Annotated in this window: 17 protein-coding genes; 7 read left to right on the top strand and 10 right to left on the bottom strand. The window is 74.1% G+C overall.

Features of this window, described 5'->3' with window-relative positions:
* Nucleotides 1-15 precede the first annotated feature (15 nt).
* Nucleotides 16-762: a DsbA family protein gene (locus QRT03_RS07820; RefSeq protein WP_286051976.1), complete on the top strand. Its 747-nt coding sequence runs from the start codon at nucleotides 16-18 to the stop codon at nucleotides 760-762.
* 3 nt (nucleotides 763-765) lie between these two features.
* On the opposite strand, the gene QRT03_RS07815 is transcribed toward QRT03_RS07820, so the two are convergent.
* Both QRT03_RS07815 and QRT03_RS07810 read right to left on the bottom strand, forming a co-directional pair.
* On the bottom strand, nucleotides 766-3,249 hold the full coding sequence (locus QRT03_RS07815; protein ID WP_286051974.1) for a heavy metal translocating P-type ATPase: 2,484 nt from the start codon (nucleotides 3,247-3,249) through the stop codon (nucleotides 766-768).
* 151 nt (nucleotides 3,250-3,400) lie between these two features.
* A complete protein-coding gene (locus QRT03_RS07810; protein ID WP_286051972.1) occupies nucleotides 3,401-4,114 on the bottom strand; it encodes a vitamin K epoxide reductase family protein in 714 nt (237 codons plus the stop codon).
* Between the two features lie 130 nt (nucleotides 4,115-4,244).
* Here QRT03_RS07810 and QRT03_RS07805 point away from each other — a divergent pair, with 130 nt between their 5' ends.
* Nucleotides 4,245-4,724, top strand: coding sequence for a GNAT family N-acetyltransferase (locus QRT03_RS07805; RefSeq protein ID WP_286051970.1), 480 nt, complete (start codon nucleotides 4,245-4,247; stop codon nucleotides 4,722-4,724).
* A gap of 83 nt (nucleotides 4,725-4,807) precedes the next feature.
* Here the strand turns inward: QRT03_RS07805 and QRT03_RS07800 are convergent, their stop codons facing one another.
* On the bottom strand, nucleotides 4,808-6,466 hold the full coding sequence (locus tag QRT03_RS07800; protein WP_286051968.1) for an MFS transporter: 1,659 nt from the start codon (nucleotides 6,464-6,466) through the stop codon (nucleotides 4,808-4,810).
* Nucleotides 6,466-7,095 (bottom strand): TetR/AcrR family transcriptional regulator, encoded by a 630-nt coding sequence (locus QRT03_RS07795; protein ID WP_286051967.1) that lies wholly within the window; start codon nucleotides 7,093-7,095, stop codon nucleotides 6,466-6,468. The genes QRT03_RS07800 and QRT03_RS07795 overlap by 1 nt, the downstream gene beginning before the upstream one ends.
* Nucleotides 7,096-7,204: 109 nt before the next feature.
* On the opposite strand from QRT03_RS07795, the gene QRT03_RS07790 reads away from it, so the two are divergent.
* Both QRT03_RS07790 and QRT03_RS07785 read left to right on the top strand, forming a co-directional pair.
* Nucleotides 7,205-8,767: an aldehyde dehydrogenase family protein gene (locus tag QRT03_RS07790; RefSeq protein WP_286051966.1), complete on the top strand. Its 1,563-nt coding sequence runs from the start codon at nucleotides 7,205-7,207 to the stop codon at nucleotides 8,765-8,767.
* 76 nt (nucleotides 8,768-8,843) lie between these two features.
* On the top strand, nucleotides 8,844-9,980 hold the full coding sequence (locus QRT03_RS07785; RefSeq protein WP_286051965.1) for an acyl-CoA dehydrogenase family protein: 1,137 nt from the start codon (nucleotides 8,844-8,846) through the stop codon (nucleotides 9,978-9,980).
* Here the strand turns inward: QRT03_RS07785 and QRT03_RS07780 are convergent.
* On the bottom strand, nucleotides 9,955-10,467 hold the full coding sequence (locus tag QRT03_RS07780; RefSeq protein ID WP_286051964.1) for a GNAT family N-acetyltransferase: 513 nt from the start codon (nucleotides 10,465-10,467) through the stop codon (nucleotides 9,955-9,957). The two genes, QRT03_RS07785 and QRT03_RS07780, sit on opposite strands and share 26 nt — an antisense overlap.
* Before the next feature lie 405 nt (nucleotides 10,468-10,872).
* Here QRT03_RS07780 and QRT03_RS07775 point away from each other — a divergent pair, with 405 nt between their 5' ends.
* Entirely contained in the window at nucleotides 10,873-11,199 is a 327-nt protein-coding gene (locus QRT03_RS07775; RefSeq protein WP_286051962.1) for a hypothetical protein, read from the top strand.
* A 144-nt stretch (nucleotides 11,200-11,343) separates the two neighbouring features.
* The gene (locus QRT03_RS07770) at nucleotides 11,344-11,814 is read left to right on the top strand and encodes a L,D-transpeptidase (RefSeq protein ID WP_286051961.1); all 471 of its coding nucleotides are present in this window, start codon (nucleotides 11,344-11,346) and stop codon (nucleotides 11,812-11,814) included.
* A gap of 1 nt (nucleotide 11,815) precedes the next feature.
* On the opposite strand, the gene QRT03_RS07765 is transcribed toward QRT03_RS07770, so the two are convergent.
* The 5 genes from QRT03_RS07765 to QRT03_RS07745 all read right to left on the bottom strand — a co-directional run bounded on the left by QRT03_RS07765 (nucleotide 11,816) and on the right by QRT03_RS07745 (nucleotide 14,804).
* A complete protein-coding gene (locus QRT03_RS07765; protein WP_286051960.1) occupies nucleotides 11,816-12,271 on the bottom strand; it encodes a MarR family winged helix-turn-helix transcriptional regulator in 456 nt (151 codons plus the stop codon).
* 2 nt (nucleotides 12,272-12,273) lie between these two features.
* Nucleotides 12,274-12,843, bottom strand: a complete 570-nt coding sequence (locus tag QRT03_RS07760) for a VOC family protein (RefSeq protein WP_286051959.1) — start codon at nucleotides 12,841-12,843, stop codon at nucleotides 12,274-12,276.
* Nucleotides 12,840-13,577 carry a pirin family protein gene (locus QRT03_RS07755; RefSeq protein WP_286051958.1) on the bottom strand — a complete coding sequence of 246 codons (738 nt, stop codon included), beginning with the start codon at nucleotides 13,575-13,577 and terminating at the stop codon, nucleotides 12,840-12,842. Before QRT03_RS07755 ends, QRT03_RS07760 begins: the two co-directional genes overlap by 4 nt.
* A gap of 91 nt (nucleotides 13,578-13,668) precedes the next feature.
* Nucleotides 13,669-14,247 carry an Asp23/Gls24 family envelope stress response protein gene (locus tag QRT03_RS07750; RefSeq protein ID WP_286051957.1) on the bottom strand — a complete coding sequence of 193 codons (579 nt, stop codon included), beginning with the start codon at nucleotides 14,245-14,247 and terminating at the stop codon, nucleotides 13,669-13,671.
* Nucleotides 14,244-14,804: an RNA polymerase sigma factor gene (locus QRT03_RS07745; RefSeq protein WP_286051956.1), complete on the bottom strand. Its 561-nt coding sequence runs from the start codon at nucleotides 14,802-14,804 to the stop codon at nucleotides 14,244-14,246. Before QRT03_RS07745 ends, QRT03_RS07750 begins: the two co-directional genes overlap by 4 nt.
* Nucleotides 14,805-14,869: 65 nt before the next feature.
* Here QRT03_RS07745 and QRT03_RS07740 point away from each other — a divergent pair, with 65 nt between their 5' ends.
* Nucleotides 14,870-15,964 (top strand): branched-chain amino acid aminotransferase, encoded by a 1,095-nt coding sequence (locus QRT03_RS07740; RefSeq protein ID WP_286051955.1) that lies wholly within the window; start codon nucleotides 14,870-14,872, stop codon nucleotides 15,962-15,964.
* Nucleotides 15,965-16,054 lie beyond the last annotated feature (90 nt).

Genomic DNA, 16,054 nt, shown 5'->3' with positions numbered 1-16,054 from the left:
GCCGAGGTCCCGGACATGGGCAGGCGTGGGGCGGTGGCCGAGGCGACGCGGCGGGGTTCGCGGGTGCCGATGATCGTCGGGATCGTCGTGGTGGCGGTGCTGGCCGTGGTGATCGGCGGGGTGGTGTTCACCCAGCGGACGTCGACGGGCTCGTCGGACCCGGAGACGCCCGCCGGCTCGATCCCGATCACCCGCGCGGGCGCGCAGTTCCCGACGCAGGTCGACGGCACCGTCGTCGTCGCGGGCCGCTCGGCCGGGCACACCCTGGACGTCTACGAGGACGCCCTCTGCCCGGCCTGCCAACAGTTCGAGGCGAAGGGCGGCGCGCGCATCGCGAAGGTGGTCGCCGCGGGCAAGCTGCGGGCGCGCTACCACCTGGTGAACCTGCTCGACGAGCGTTCGCAGCCCGCGGGCTACTCCACCCTCGGCGCGAACGCGCTGCTGTGCGGCGCGGAGAACGGGATCTTCCCGGACCTGCACGTCAGCCTCTACACCGCGCAGCCCGAGGAGGGCGGCACCGGCTACACGGCCGACCAGCTGATCGACCTCGGGCAGCGTCTCGGGGCCGGGCCGGCCTACGCGGACTGCGTGCGCAGCGGGAAGTTCACGCAGGCCGCGGCGACCAACTTCGCGCAGGCGGCGAAGGACCCGGACCTGCGCCACCAGCAGACCGGGAGCTTCGGCACCCCCGCGCTCGTGGTCGACGGGACGATGCTGCAGCCCGGTGACGACCGCCTCGACCGGATCGCCCCGCCGCTGTGACCGCTAGCGCTGCACCTGGAACCGGCGCAGACGCAGGCTGTTCCCGACGACGAAGATGCTCGACAGGCCCATGGCCGCGCCGGCGATCATGGGGTTGAGCAGGCCGAACACGGCGAGCGGGATCGCGGCGACGTTGTAGACGAAGGCCCAGAACAGGTTCCCGCGGATCGTCGCGAGCGTGCGGCGGGCCAGGCGCAGGGCGTCGGTGACGGCGCGGAGGTCGTCGCCGACCAGCGTCAGGTCGCCGGCGTCCACGGCGAGGGCCGAGCCGGTGCCCATGGCGAGGCCGAGGTCGGCGCGGGCGAGGGCGGCGGCGTCGTTCACGCCGTCGCCGACCATCGCGACGACGTGCCCCTCGGCGCGGAGCCGGTCGATCGCGTCGGCCTTCTCGGTCGGGAGGACCTCGGCGACGACGTCGGCGTCGGCGATCCCGACCTCCCGGGCCACGGCCCGGGCGGCGGCGGGGTTGTCGCCGGTGAGCAGGACGGGGCGCAGCCCCATCGAGCGCATCCGGGCGACGGCCTCGGCGGACGTCTCGCGGACGGTGTCGCCGACGACGAGCACCGCGCGCGGCACCGGCGCGGCGTCCGGGGAGTCGGCCCAGGCGAGCACGACCGCCGTCGCCCCGGCCTCCTCGGCGCGAGTGAAGGCGGCCGCGAGGTCGAGGGGGAGCTCCTCGGCGACCAGGCGCCTGCGCCCGACGACGGCGGGCGTCCCGTCGACCAGGCCGCGGACGCCGAGGCCGTCGAGCACCTCGACCTCGGTGGCTGCGGCACCGGTCGCGCCGCCCACCTGGCCGCGCTGCGCGGCGGCCTCGACGAGCGCGCGGGCCACCGGGTGGTCGACCTCGGCCTCCAGCGCCGCGACCCGGCGCCACAGCTGCGCGGTGTCGACGCCCGTCGTCGTCGCGACCTCGCGCAGCGCCATCCGGCCGGTGGTGACCGTGCCGGTCTTGTCGAGCACGACGGTGTCGATCTTCCGGCTGGTCTCGAGGACCTGCGGGCCGCGCAGCAGGATGCCGAGTCGGCGGCCGCGGCCGGCGGCGACCGCGAGCGCGGTGGGGGTCGCGAGGCCGAGCGCGCACGGGCAGGCGACGACGAGCACGGCCATCGTCGCGGCGATCGCGAACCCGGCGTCGGCGTCCGCGAACCACCAGAAGCCGAAGGTGTAGAGCGCGAGCACCATGACCACCGGGACGAACCGCCCGGCGATCCGGTCGGCGAGCCGCTGCACGGACGCCTTGCCGAGCTGGGCGTCCTGCACCCGGCGGGTCAGGCGCGCCCACTGGGTCTCCCCGCCGACCACGGTCGCCCGGACCGCGACGCGCCCGGAGGCCACGACGGTGCCCGCGAGGACCCGCGTCCCCGGCCCGGCCTCGATCGGCACCGACTCGCCGGTCATCGCGGCGACGTCCAGGATCGCGGTGCCGTGCTCGACGACGCCGTCGACGGGCACGGTCCCGCCGGCGAGGACCGCGACGTGGTCCCCGACCTCGACGGTGCCCACGGGCACCCGCAGCGCCCGCTCGCCGACGAGCAGCGTGGCCTCCGCGGTGGCGTGCTCGTCGGCGCCCGCACCCCCGTCGGCGAGGGCCTTGCGGCGCCCGCGGAGCTCGATCCAGCGTCCGATGAGCACGGCGGTGACGATGGCGACCGCGGTCTCCAGGTAGATCGTCCGCGTGCCGCCGAAGGGGTCCGGCCCCGGGATGATCGAGATCCGGTGCCGCACCCCGCCGAGCCCGGCGTCGCCCAGGAAGAGCGTCCCGACCGACCAGCCGAACGCCGCCAGCACGCCGACCGACACCAGCGTGTCCATCGTCAGCGACCCGTGCCGCAGGTGCTTCGCCGCCGCCCGGTGGAAGCGCCACCCGCCCCAGAACACGACCGGCGCGGCCAGCACGAGCGAGAACCACTGCCAGTACCGGAACTGCCAGGCGTAGTTCATGGCGACGGCGATCACCGGGATCGACAGCGCCAGGCACACGAGGGCCCGCTGCTTGAGGTCGGCGAGCTCGGGGTCGCGGTCGGGCTCGTCGGTGGGCGCTCCGGTGCCGGTGCTGCCGTTCGCGTCGGCATCGGCGTCCGCGTCGGTGCCGGCCTCGGTCGAGCGAAGGGCCCCTTCCGTCGACTCTATGGAGCGGAGGGCCCCTGCGGTCGGGTCGGCGGGCTCGGGCGCCGCATGGCGAGGGGCGCCCACGGCCCGCTCTGTCGAGCGGAGGGCCCCTTCGCTCGAATCGGGGCGCGGAGACGCCGGGCGCGCCGGAGACGGCGCGATCACCGATGCGCCGAACCCGAGCTTCTCGACGGTGCGCACGAGCAGGTCCGGCTCGCACGAGTGCGTCACGCGGGCCCGACCGGTCGCGAGGTTGACCTGGGCGTCGACCCCGGGGAGCTTGCCGAGCCGGCGCTCGATGCGGGACACGCAGGCCCCACAGGTCATCCCGGTGACGGCGAGCTCGGTCGTGACGGGCGCCTCGGTGACGGTCATCGTGCTCCTCGCGGGTGGGCGGCGCGAGAAAGCTAGACAGCGGCGTCGTCGGGAACACCGGTCCCTGAGTCGGTCCCCGGACCCGGGCCGACCACCGGAGCGGGCGCGACGACGAGCGGTCGCCGGACTGGTCCGGTCGGACCAGCGACTCTCAGCCGAGGCCCACCATGGCGCCGAAGTACGCGGGGAAGCTCGCCACGATCGCCACGACGATCAGCACGTACCACGCCGCGAGGCCCCACCCGTGGCGCCGGACCAGCCCCGCGCCGCTCGGCTCACCGCCGAGGTTGCCCTCGCGCAGGTTGTGCATCGTCGTGAACCAGAAGATCGCGACGACGGCGACCCACGCGACCATGCAGTAGGGGCACAGCGCGTGGATGACGATCAGCGACTGCGCGATCAACCAGTGGACGAACGCGACCCCGGCGAACGAGCCGACCTGCAACGCCCACCAGTACCAGCGCGGCAGCTCCACGCGGGAGAGCACGAGCGCCCCCGACGCCGCGACCAGCGGGAACGTCACCAGGCCGATGACCGGGTTCGGGAAGCCGAGCAGCGCCGCCTGCCAGGTCTTCATGATCGTCCCGCACGACAGGACCGGGTCGATCGAACAGCTCGGGATGTAGTCCGGGTTCGCCAGCAGGTCGAGCTTCTCGATCAGCAGCACGATCGACACGACCGCACCCACGAGACCGCCGACCAGCAGCACCCACCCGACCCCACGGACCGGGCCCGCCCCGTCGTCGGAGACGAGGTCGACGTCCGGCTCCTCGTCGACCGGCCCGCTCGCCCGCAGCGGCGCCGTGGGCCCCGCGGTCGGGTCGGCCGTCACGGTGCTCCCGTGGTGCCTGCCGTGCTCGGCCATGCTCGTCTCCTCCACCCGTCGCGCGAGTCCGTCGACGGTCCGGTCGTCCGGCGAGGCACGCCGGTTCCCGTCCCCATCCTGACGTGTCCGTGCGGGGTGCAGCCGGGGGCCACCCGTCACGATGGGGACGGTGATCGACATCCGGCGGGCCGCCGTGGACGACGTGGCCGCGGCCCGGGACGTGCGGCTGCGCGCGCTCGCCGACTCCCCCCGCGCCTTCGCGTCCACCCTCGAACGGGAGACGGCCCTTCCCGACGACGGGTGGCGCGAGCGGGTCACGACCGCGGCCTGGTTCCTCGCGTGGGCCGGGGAACGGGTGGTCGGGGTGGCGATCGGGATCGACGACCCGGACGAGGTCGCGGCCCGCCACCTCGTCGGGATGTGGGTGGAGCCGGCGCACCGCGCCGACGGGACCGCGGACCGCCTCGTGGCCGCCGTCCTGCGATGGGCACGCGGGGACGGGGCGACCGCGATCGCGCTGTGGGTGGTCGACGGGAACGAGCGTGCGCGTCGGTTCTACGCACGTCTCGGCTTCACTCCCACCGGCGAGCGCGGGCCGCTGCCGAGCGACCCGGCCGTGCTGGAGTCGCGGATGCGCCGCACGCTGTGAGCTGCGGCCGCGCACCCGCGAGTGCGACGTGACGCAGGTTCCCGACACCCCAGACCTGCGCCATGTCGACCTCGCGACGGCCGTCAGCCCGCAGGCACCGCGTCCCGACGCTCCAGCCGCAGGACGGCCTCGTCCCCGCCCACCATCCGGTGCGCCCGTGGCCGGTGACCCGGCCCGCTCACCAGCACCATCACCGGCTCGCCCGGCCGCGGCCGGTCGTCGCCCGGCACCACGAAGGTCCCCTCGGCATCGGTCTCCGCCCGGGCGATCTGGAGACCGTCGGCGTCGACCACCGTCGCGACCGCCCCGGCCACCGGCTCCCCCGTTGCATCCACGACGCGACCCCGCAGCCGGTGCGACAGGACCTTCGACGGGACGGGTCGCCGCGTGACCCCTGCGAGCACCAGTCCCAGCACGAACGCCACGGCGGCCGCGGCCGCCAGCAACCACCACCCGGCGCGGACGGCACCGAACTCCGACGGCAGCCCCGTCGTCCGCACCCCGATCACCGAGACCAGCAGCGCGACGCCCAGCACGGACCCGACCTGCCGCGCCGTGTTGATCAGCGACGACCCCGACCCCCACTGCGGTGCGGGCAGCGCCGACCCGACGACCGAGGACAGCGTCGGCAGGATCAGCCCGACGCCGAGCCCGGTCAGCAGCTGGCCCGGCAGCATCCCCGCGGCGTAGTCCGGCTCGAGCCCGAGGTGGGTCAGCCACCACAGCGGACCCGCCGTGAACGAGAGCGCGCCCAGCGCCGTCGTCGCCCCGATGCCGATCCGCGCGGACAGGTGCCCCGCCAGACGCGAGACCACCACGACGACGGCGGGTCCGGCGGCCAGCGACACCCCGGCCAGCGGCGCCGACCAGCCCCACGTGCCGGTGAGGTAGAGGACGTTGACGACGAGCATCCCGGCGAAGGCGGTCGTGAACGCGACCATCGTCAGCGCCGCGAGCCCGACGGCGGGCACGCGCACCACGGCCAGGTCCAGCGCCGGCACCGGGTGCCGGCGCGAGCGCACGACGACCGCGACCAACCCGATGACGCAGACGACGAGGCCCGCCACCACCGGCGCCGACGACCACCCCGCCTCCGGCGCCCGCACCAGCGCGTACGCCAGGGCGCCGACGCCCACGATCAGCGCCAGCGCGCCGAGCACGTCCGGCGTCCCGGTCCGCGCGACGTCGGACTCCCGCAGCACCCGCACGCCCACGGCCAGGGCGACGAGGCCCACCGGCACGTTGACCAGGAACACCCAGTGCCACGACGCCTGCACCAGCAGCCCGCCCAACGGCGGCCCCAGCGCGGCCGCGACCGCACCGATCGACGCCCACGCCCCGACCGCGTGGCTGCGGCGCTCGGCCGGATAGGCGGCGAGCAGCAACGACAGCGAGGTCGGCATGACGAAGGCCGCGCCCACGGCCTGCACCGCGCGCGCCGCGACGATCGACCAGACGGTCGGCGCCACGGCACAGGCGGCCGACGCGAGCGTGAAGACCGCCAGCCCGACCAGGAAGACGCGCTTGTGCCCGTACCGGTCGGCCAGCCGCCCGGCCAGCGCGAGGAACGCCGCGAACACCACCGTGTAGCCGTTGAGGATCCACGACATCTGCCCGAGGTCGGTGCCCGGGAAGTCCGCCCGGATGTCGGGGAAGGCGATGTTGACGATGAACAGGTCCAGGCTGGACAGGAACGCCGCCGCCGAGGTGATCAGCAGGACGGCCCCGGGCCGCGGCGCCATCAGACCGCGACCAGACGCTGCGCGAGCGCGACGGCGGCCTCGACCCCGAGGTGCCGGTCGGCGGGCTCGCGGTACGCGGCCTGCACGTAGAGGGCGTCGACGAGCAGCCACAGCTGTTCGGTGAGCCGCACCGGGTCCGCGACGCCGAGCTCGGCGACCAGGCCCTCGATCAGCTGCCGGCTCCCGGCCAGGTACTCCCGCGCGACGACGGCGGGCGCGACGGCGGGCACGGATCCGTCCTCGTCGGGGCGCCCGGAGTCGTCGTCCGGGAACTCCGCGAGGTAGTTGCGGAACGCGCACCCGCGGAACCCGGGCCGCTCGACGAGGCGGCCGACCTCGGCGACGACCGCCACCAGCTGCCCGGCCGGCCCGGCGGCCCCGGCCGCGCCATTGCCGGCCTCGGCGAGCGCGCGTCGCGTGGCGTCCCGACGGCGCTCGCCCGCCTGCTCCAGGTAGGCCGCGACCAGGTCGGACTTCGTCGGGAAGTGCTGGTAGAGCAGGTTCTTCCCGGTGCCGGCCTCGGTGATGATCCGGCTCATCCCGACGGCCCGGACGCCGTGCTCGTAGAACAACCGCGAGGCGACTCCGAGGATCTTGTCCCGGGTGCCCGGTGCGGGCTGACGTGGCATGGCACCACCGTAGCGGACCGTTCGGTCCGCTTCAACGCGCCCGGTCGGACGGTTCCGTTCACGAGGTGACCATGGTCACCATGGTGCGCGGTCGACGAGAGGATCCGAGATGACGGAACTGACGATCCCGGCGCACGCGCAGTGGGCGGCGGTACGGGACCGGGCGCGGGCGGCCGCCCCGGAGGCGTTCGCCGACGACGGACCCGCGAACCTGATCGACGGCGAGTGGCGGGCGGTGGGCACCGCCGCCACCCAGACCACCCCGGTCGACGGCACCACGCTCGGCACGATGCTCAAGGTGGACCCCGGGACCGCTCAGGACGCCGTGCGCCGGTCCGCCCGCGCCCACCGCGAGTGGGGCTCGGTCGACCTCGACGAGCGCAGGCGACGCGTCAGCGCCGCGATCGACGCGATGGAGGGCGCGCGTGACGACCTCGCCCTCCTGCTCGCCTGGGAGATCGGCAAGCCGTGGAAGGCGGCGTGCGCCGACGTCGACCGGTGCCTGGAGGGCGGACGCTGGTACGTCGAGCAGATCGAGGGGATGCTCGCGCGCGACACCGACGGTCGGCCGGCGAACCGCGTCCCGCTCGAGGGCCCGGTCAGCAACATCGCGAGCTGGAACTACCCGATGAGCGTGCTCGTGCACGCCGAGCTGGTGCAGCTGCTCGCGGGCAACGCGGTCGTCGCGAAGACCCCCACGCAGGGCGGCGCGGTGTGCCTGACGGTGGCGCACGCCCTGATGGTCCGCGAGGGCCTGCCGGTCACGCTGCTCTCCGGGGACGGCTCGTCGCTGTCCGACGCGCTGATCCGCTCGCCCGAGATCGGGGCGCTCGCGTTCGTCGGCGGCCGCTCCAACGGCGGCAAGGTCGCGGCGCAGCTCGCCGACACCGGCAAGCGGCACATGCTCGAGCAGGAGGGCCTGAACACCTTCGGCATCTGGGAGTTCTCCGACTGGGAGACCCTGTCCGGGCTGCTCAAGAAGGGCTTCGAGTACGCCAAGCAGCGCTGCACCGCCTACCCGCGGTTCGTCGTGCAGCGCGAGCTCGTCGACGCCTTCCTGGCCACCTACCTGCCCGTGGTCCAGGGGATCCGGTTCGGCCACCCGCTCGCGAGCGCCGACGGCGAGCTCCCCGCGCTGGACTTCGGGCCGCTGATCTCCGCGGCGAAGGCCAAGGAGCTCGACGACTCGGTGCACGAGGCGCTGCGCCACGGCGCGATCCCGCTGTACCGCTCCGGCCTCGAGGGCGGCGAGTTCCTGCCCGACCAGGACACCTCGGCCTACCACGCCCCCGTGACCCTGCTGGCACCTCCGGGCGCCTCCCGACTGATGCACGAGGAGCCGTTCGGGCCGATCGACTCGATCACCGTGGTCGACACCGAGGCCGAGCTGCTCGCGCAGATGAACGCCTCCAACGGCGCGCTCGTGGCCTCCATCGCCTGCGACGACACCGACGCCGCCGCGCGCATGGCCGAGCAGGTCCAGGCGTTCAAGGTCGGCATCAACAAGCTCCGCTCGCGGGGGGACAAGGACGAGCCCTTCGGCGGCCGCGGCGCGTCGTGGAAGGGCGCGTTCGTCGGCGGGGAGCTGCTGGTCCACGCGGTGACGGTGGGCCCGGAGGGCGAGTCGCTGTTCGGCAACTTCCCGGGCTACCAGCGCTATCCGGAGGTCTGAGGGAAGAGGGTCTCGACGGCGGGCGCAGAAACAGTCAGGATCGACCGCAAAGACCCGCCGTCGGGAAGGACCCCTCATGCCCGTCACGCTCACCGAGGAGCAGACCGCCTTCGCCGAGGCGATCGGCGAGTTCGCCCGGCGCGAGGTGCCGGACAAGGCCGCGCTGGACCGCCTCACCGTCGAGGGCCCGCATTCGGAGGAGGTCTACCGGAAGATCGCGGACCTCGGGTGGCTCGGGATCTCGCTGCCCGAGTCCTACGGCGGCGCGGACGGGTCGATGACGGACCTGCTCGTCTTCCTCGAGGAGACGAGCTACCACCGCCTGCCGATCGGCGGCTTCGGCACGACGATCATCACGGCCGCCGCGATCCAGAAGTTCGGCTCCGAGGCCCAGAAGCAGGAGCTGCTGGGCGGGACGGCCCGCGGCGACGTCCTCGCGATCTCGATGTCCGAGCCGGGCGCGGGCTCCGACGTCGGCGGCCTGACCTGCAAGGCCACCAAGACCGAGGACGGCTGGCTGGTCGAGGGCCAGAAGACCTGGTGCTCCAACGCGCACATCGCCTCGCACATCCTGCTCGTCGCGCGGACGTCCACCGAGGGCGGCAAGCACGACGGCCTGACGATGTTCGTGGTCCCCACCGACGTCGACGGCCTCGAGATCCGCGGCATCGAGACGATGGGCGGCAAGGAGGTCAACGACCTCTACTTCACGAACTGCCACCTGCCGGCGGACGCCGTCGTCGGCACCGAGGGCCAGGGCTGGCGCCAGCTGATGGCCGGGCTGAACCTGGAGCGGATGATCCTGGCCGGGCTGATGCTCGGGCTCGCCCGCCGCGCGTTCGACGACACGCTCGCCTACGTCAAGGAGCGCGAGCAGTTCGGGCGGCCGGTCGGCAGCTTCCAGGCCCTGCGCCACCGGATCGCCGACAACGCCACCGAGCTCGCGGCCACGAAGCTGCTGGTGCACGACACCGCCGCGACCATCGACGCGAACCCCACGGCGCTGTTCCCGCGCGAGGCGTCGATGGCCAAGCTCAAGGCCACCGAGCTCGCGAAGCACCTCTCGCTGGAGGGGATGCAGATGCTCGGCGGATACGGCTACGCCACCGAGTACGGGATGGAGCGCCTGCTGCGCCTGTCCGTGGTCTCGACCGTCTACGGCGGCACCAGCGAGATCCAGCGCGACATCATCGGGAAGACCCTCGGGCTCTGATCCTCACGACGGCGGAGACGTCGCTCCCGGATTCCTGCACCGTCGCACCGTGGCGGCGCAGGGACCCGAGTGCCGCGACGTTGTCGGCGGTGGTGTCCGCGACAAGGCGGTCGGCCCCGGCGGTCGCCGCACGCTCCACGAGCAGGCCGAGGACCGTCACGCCGATCCCGCGACCCCGGGCGCGGCGGGCGAGCCAGACGCCGGTCTCGGCGGCGTCACCGTCGCGACGCAGGCGGGCCAGGCCGACGACGGCGCATCCCTCGACGACGAGGTACGACGTCTCCGCGGGTGGGCGGCCGCGCAGGAAGCGGGCGTAGGCCCGCTCCCGCGGCAGGGTCCACTCCTCCGGATCGGAGGCGCCGTCCGGCGGCATGACGTCGGCCGGCAGCGCCCCGCCGACCGCGGCGGCGACCACGGCGGCGACGTCGGACCCGTCGTCGGGATCGAGGACCCGGAGCGTGACGGGCGGGTGCGCGAGGTCGGCCATGACGCCGAGCGTGCGCTCGTGCCGTGGCGAGCGCCACGACATTTGCCGGTGTGCCGACACGTTTCGCTACGTCCGGTCACGACTGATTGCAGCGCGTGGTCGGCTGCACGATGTGCGCAATGTGACGTGCACCTCACCAGGACGGGCGGTCGGACCGGCGTCGACGGGCAGCCCCCTCGCCGTTCGTCGCGCTCGGAGACCCCGGACGCAGGGCAGGGCGTCACCCACCTCGGTGGAGCCGTTCACGAAGCGTGTCGACACCCGTCCGTGGCCGATTCGTGATGCCGGTCCGCGGGCTGTGGCGGTACTGCGGGTGCCTACTAGCCTGCCCCGCGTTCGTCAGGATGCCGAACGATGTCGGGGTCGGGAAGCGTCCGCAGTCAGACCGAGGGGAAGGCTCCAACCGTGGACGACCGCGCGCCCGACCGTGTCGGCGACACCACCCGGTTCACCGCGACCCGCACCGTGCAGGATCTCGTCGACGACGTGCTCGCCGACCAGGAGGGGCTCGAGGACCGCCTGGACTCCTGCGATGCCTACGTCGTCCTCGTCGCCGACCCGGCGACCGGGGCGCTGGACTCCTACGGGCCCTTCGACGGCCCGACCGCGCTGTTCGACGCCGAGCGTCGACGCCAGGAGCTCGACCAGGGCGACCTCGACGACGTCGGGGTCACCGTCGTCCGCCACCACCTGCCCCACCCCGGGGACCGAGGTCGGCACGCGGTCGCCTGACGACGGACCGGTGACGGAGAATCGACGACGATTCCGCAACGATCCGATCACCGCAGGTGTGGGGAATTCCCGGTGGAATGGTCCCGCGGTAGGTGGGGAAGACGTTCCTCAGGGAACGGGCCCCACACCGAGGAGCTGATCGCCGTGGCCGAGCAGAATGTCCCAGCGCGGAATCGTCGCATTCTGACCCGCCTCGGCGCCACGGCGGTCGCCGTCGCCGCGACCCTCGGCCTGGGCACCGGGATCGCCGACGCCACGACCTCGGCGACGCCCTGCGCACCGACCGCCAAGGCCTGCATGGACCTCTCGGCCCGGCAGGCGTGGCTCACCGACGGCGCCGGTCATGTGATCGCGGGGCCGTTCGCGGCGCGGGGCGGGAAGTCCGGGGCGGCCACGCCGACGGGCACCTTCACGGTGCAGAAGAAGGTGAAGAACTACTGGAGCCAGGCATTCGACGCGCCCATGCCCAATTCGGTGTTCTTCAAGCCCGGGTACGCATTCCACGCGGGGAGCCCGGGCATCGCCTCGAACGGCTGCATCCATCTGAACCGGGCCGCATCGCAACGGTTCTTCGACACCCTCGCGCCCGGCGACCAGGTGCAGATCGTCCCGTGACTCAGCCCTGGCGCGCCTCGGTCACGGCGTCGGTCATGGCCTCGAGGTAGCGGCGCACCGTCGCGAGCTCGGCGTCGTCGAAGGTGTCCATCACCGCGCCGGAGAGCCGGGCGATCGGCGAGAAGAAGTCCTCGGCGACCGCCCGGGCCTCCGGGGCGTGGACGAGCAGCACCCGGCGCCGGTCGGACGCGTCGCGCGATCGGGCTACGTGGCCCGCGGCGACGAGCCGGTCGACGACACCGGTGACCGACCCGGACGTCAGCGCCAGCGCCTCACCGAGCCCACCCGCCGTCAGGGGCGCGCCCTGCGACTCGGCCTGCATGACGTGCAGCAGGGCCTCGAGGTCGGTCGGGTGCAGACCCTGCCGGGCGGCGAACGCGTCGGACAGGTGCCGCGCGGACGCCGTCAGCCGTTGCAGGGCCCGCACGATCGCGGCGCGCTCACCACTCGGATCCACCGTCACATGGTGTCGTGCCCGTACATCCGGCCGAGCGGGTCGTGGATGAACTCGATGCGCGCGCCGTCGGGGTCGAAGGTGTAGATCGACGTCCCGGACTCGAGCATGTACTCGATCCCGCGCTCGTCGAGCCGGCCCTTGATCTCGTGCCAGTGCTCCTCGGACACCGACAGGCACAGGTGGTGCAGCCCGCCGAGCACCTCCTGGTACGGCCCCGGCTCGACGCCCGGCAGGTCGAAGAACGCCAGGTGGTTGCCGTTCCCGACGTCGAAGAAGAAGTGCGTCGAGCCGGCCAGGTCGCGGTTCTCGAACAGCACCGTGACCGGGAACCCGGCGACGTTCTGGTACCACTCCGTGGTCTTCCGCACGTCTGCGCAGATCAGGGCGACGTGGTGCACGCCCTGGCCGTAGCTCTTCGGCCGCTTCTCCTTGGAGAACAGGAACTCCGCGCGCACCCGGTCGCGGATCTCGGCGAGCTCGCGGCGCTGCTCCTCGGAGATCAGCGACGCCTTCTCGGTGCGCTCGTACTCGTTGCGGGTCGGCTCGGGGGTCTCGGACTCGGTGGTGGTCACGCGCTCTCCTCGGGTGTGGCGAGGTCGGAGTGCATCTCCCACACGAGGACCTCGGCGTCGGTACGGGCGGTCAGGGACATCGCGTCGGACTCGGCGATGCGGGCGGCGTCGCCCGCGGCGAGGTCGTCCCGGTCGTCGTGATCACCGAGGTCGACCTCCCCCCGCGCGACGAAGACGTGCAGGTACGGCGCGTCCGGGAGGTCCAGACGATCACCCGCCGGTGGTCGGGCGACGTGCAGGACGGCATCGGCGATACCGAGCCCGGCCGCGGCGCCCCGCCCGGCGACCGGGACCAGCCCGCCGGCGTCGAGCGCCGCGGACACGTCCGCGGTCTCGTGGACCGGCTCGGTCCCGGCCTCGTCGGGCAGCAGCCACATCTGGACCAGGTGCACCGGCTCGTCACCGGCGGCGTTGCGCTCGGAGTGGACGACCCCGCGCCCGGCCGACAGGCGCTGCACCGTCCCCGGCGTGACGCGCGCGGAGCGGCCCGCGTCGTCGTCGTGCGCGAGGGCGCCCTCGAGCACCCACGTGACGATCTCGGTGTCGCGGTGCGGGTGGTCGTCGTACCCGGCGCCGGGGTCGATGCGGTCCTCGTGGTGGGCGAGCAGCAGGCCGAAGTGGCTGTTGCCCTCCTCGAGGTGGGCCCCGAAGGAGAACGAGTGCCGCGACTCGACCCCGGGCGCGCCGTGCAGCACGCCGCGTGCGGTCGCGCGGCGCACGTCGACCGTGGCCATCGCCCGATCCCCTCCGAGCTCGTTGAGTGTTCACCCATCCTGCCCGTGATCGCGGGCGGTGTCACCCACATGACCCGTTCGGACCCGGGGCTCAGTCGAAGACGTCGTCCACGTGCACCGTGACGTCGACCGGCTCCAGCCCGGTCACCTCGCGTACCCCGCGCGCCACGACCGTCCGGATCCGCTCCCCCAGCGCCTGCAGGTCCTGCCCGTACGCGGCGGCGAGCGTGACCTGCACGGCGGTGGACCCGCCGGCGACCCCCGCCTCGACGTCGGGCACGAGCTCGCCGGCCGGGCGGTGTCCCTCCGTGGCCAGCCGACCGAGCGCGACCTCGACCCCGGGGACCTGCGCCGCGAGGTGGCGGGCCAGCGCGACGACGACCCGCGCGGCCACCCGCGTGTGCCCCTGCGGGGTCTCGATGCGGCCGTACTCGACGTCGCCGCCCGACCCGCGCACCCGGCGCAGCGCCGACTCCACCAGCGAGGGCGGCGCCTCCGGGCGCTCCGCGGCGACCGCGCGGACCGGCGCCCAGAGCCGCTCGATCTCCCCGAGGGCGGCCCGGCAGTGCGGGCAGCGGGCCTGGTGGGGGTCGAGGACCTGGCCCCGGCCCTCGGCGACCTGCTCGACCAGCGGCGCGGTGGCGCGGCCGCACGCGAGGGTCTCGGTCATGTCCAGCTCCTCATCTCGGCGAGCAGGGTCGCGCGGGCGCGGGCGAGGCGCCCGCGCACGGTGGCCTCGGAGGTCTTGGTGATCGCGGCGGCCTGGGCGTAGGACAGGCCCTCGATCTGGCAGAGCACGAGCGGGACCCGTTGGGTCTCGGGGAGGCGCGCGATCGCGGCGAGCCCCGCCCGCACCGCCTCCCCGGCCACCACCGAGCGCTCCGGCCCGGCGACCGGCGCGAGGTCGGACTCCCGGGGTTCGACCTGCGGACGGTGCCGCCGGCGGTGGTCGAGGCTGCGGTTGACCACCACACGGTAGAGCCAGGTGGTGAACGCCGAGGTGCCGGCGAACCCGGCGAGCGCCGTCCAGAGCTGGATGACGACCTCCTGGGTCACGTCGTCGGCGTCCGCCGCGTCCCCGGTGATCCGCAGCGCGATGCGGTAGATGCGGTCCCGATGACGACGGATGAGCTCCTCGTAGGCCGCCGGGTCGCCGTCGCGCGCGCGCCCGACGAGCCACCGGTCGATCTGCGCGTCGCGGTCGCGCTCGTCGTCGGTGGCGGTCACGTTCCTGCCACTACCCCGGACGTGCCAGTCGAATCGCGGCGACGGATCTGCCACCGTTCCGGAGGGTGAGCAGCCGTCCGATCGCCCAGGCCCGGTTCCCCCACGTCGCCACCGCGAACCCCACCCCCGCCGCCCAGCGGGACGGTCTGCTGGCCGACCCCGGGTTCGGCCGGGTGTTCACCGACCACGTCGCCACGGCGACCTGGACCGCCGGCGAGGGTTGGCACGACACGGCGGTGCGCGCCGCCGAGCCGCTGACGCTGCACCCCGCGGCGGCGGTGCTGCACTACGCCCAGGAGATCTTCGAGGGGCTCAAGGCCTACCGCCAGCCCGACGGGTCCGTGGCCCTGTTCCGGCCCGACCTCAACGCCGCCCGCTTCGCCCACTCCGCCCGCCGACTGGCCCTGCCGGTGCTGCCGGCCGAGTCGTTCGTCGAGGCCGTCACGGCGCTGGTCCGGGCGGACGAGGCCTGGGTGCCCGAGCCGCCCGCGTCGCTCTACCTGCGCCCGTTCACCGTCGCGACCGAGGCCTTCCTCGGGGTGCGCCCGGCCGAGGAGGCCCGCTTCCTGGTCACCGCCTCGCCGGCCGGACCGCTGTTCGCCGGGCGCGAGGCCGGCGTGACCCTGTGGATCTCCGACACGCTCTCGCGGGCCGCCCCCGGCGGGACCGGCGACGCGAAGTGCGGCGGCAACTACGCGGCCGGGCTCGCCGCGCAGGCGCTCGCCAAGGAGCACGCCTGCGACCAGGTGCTCTTCCTCGACGCCCGCGAGCACCGCTGGCTCGAGGAGTCCGGGACGATGAACGTCCTGCTCGTGACCGCCGACGGCGAGCTGGTGACCCCGCCGCTGGGCACGATCCTCGACGGCGTCACCCGGCGCAGCGTCCTCGAGCTGGCGGCCGGGCACGGGCTGACCGCCGTGGAACGCCCGATCTCGGTGGAGGAGCTGCGCGCGGGGTGCGCCGACGGCTCGATCACCGAGGTCTTCGCGACCGGGACCGCCGCGGTGATCAGCCCGATCGTCGCGTTCCGTTCCACGGCGGGCGACGTCGTCGTCGGCGACGGCACGCCCGGCGAGCGCACGCTCGCCCTGCACGCCGAGCTGCTCGACATCCAGTTCGGGCGGGTGCCGGACACCCGGGGCTGGCGCCTCTCGGTCTGAGGGCCACGGCCGGGGAGATTGCGCCGAACAGCCGATCGGGTGACGCCACCTGCCGTAACGATCTGCGGCTGAACGGCGACACACGGTGAC

The sequence above is a fragment of the Actinomycetospora termitidis genome, from assembly GCF_030286555.1.
Lineage (GTDB): Bacteria > Actinomycetota > Actinomycetes > Mycobacteriales > Pseudonocardiaceae > Actinomycetospora > Actinomycetospora termitidis.
The sequence above is the reverse complement of the archived record's forward strand: the minus strand, read 5'-3'. Positions and strand labels throughout refer to the sequence as shown.

Bases quoted from the DNA above. Each gene is read 5' to 3' on its own strand.
- QRT03_RS07810 (WP_286051972.1), bottom strand. From the start codon at position 4,114: ATGGCCGAGCACGGCAGGCACCACGGGAGCACCGTGACGGCCGACCCG.
- QRT03_RS07785 (WP_286051965.1), top strand. From the start codon at position 8,844: ATGCCCGTCACGCTCACCGAGGAGCAGACCGCCTTCGCCGAGGCGATC.
- QRT03_RS07790 (WP_286051966.1), top strand. From the start codon at position 7,205: ATGACGGAACTGACGATCCCGGCGCACGCGCAGTGGGCGGCGGTACGG.
- QRT03_RS07780 (WP_286051964.1), bottom strand. From the start codon at position 10,467: ATGGCCGACCTCGCGCACCCGCCCGTCACGCTCCGGGTCCTCGATCCC.
- QRT03_RS07800 (WP_286051968.1), bottom strand. From the start codon at position 6,466: ATGGCGCCGCGGCCCGGGGCCGTCCTGCTGATCACCTCGGCGGCGGCG.
- QRT03_RS07795 (WP_286051967.1), bottom strand. From the start codon at position 7,095: ATGCCACGTCAGCCCGCACCGGGCACCCGGGACAAGATCCTCGGAGTC.
- QRT03_RS07815 (WP_286051974.1), bottom strand. From the start codon at position 3,249: ATGACCGTCACCGAGGCGCCCGTCACGACCGAGCTCGCCGTCACCGGG.
- QRT03_RS07750 (WP_286051957.1), bottom strand. From the start codon at position 14,247: ATGACCGAGACCCTCGCGTGCGGCCGCGCCACCGCGCCGCTGGTCGAG.
- QRT03_RS07820 (WP_286051976.1), top strand. From the start codon at position 16: ATGGGCAGGCGTGGGGCGGTGGCCGAGGCGACGCGGCGGGGTTCGCGG.
- QRT03_RS07755 (WP_286051958.1), bottom strand. From the start codon at position 13,577: ATGGCCACGGTCGACGTGCGCCGCGCGACCGCACGCGGCGTGCTGCAC.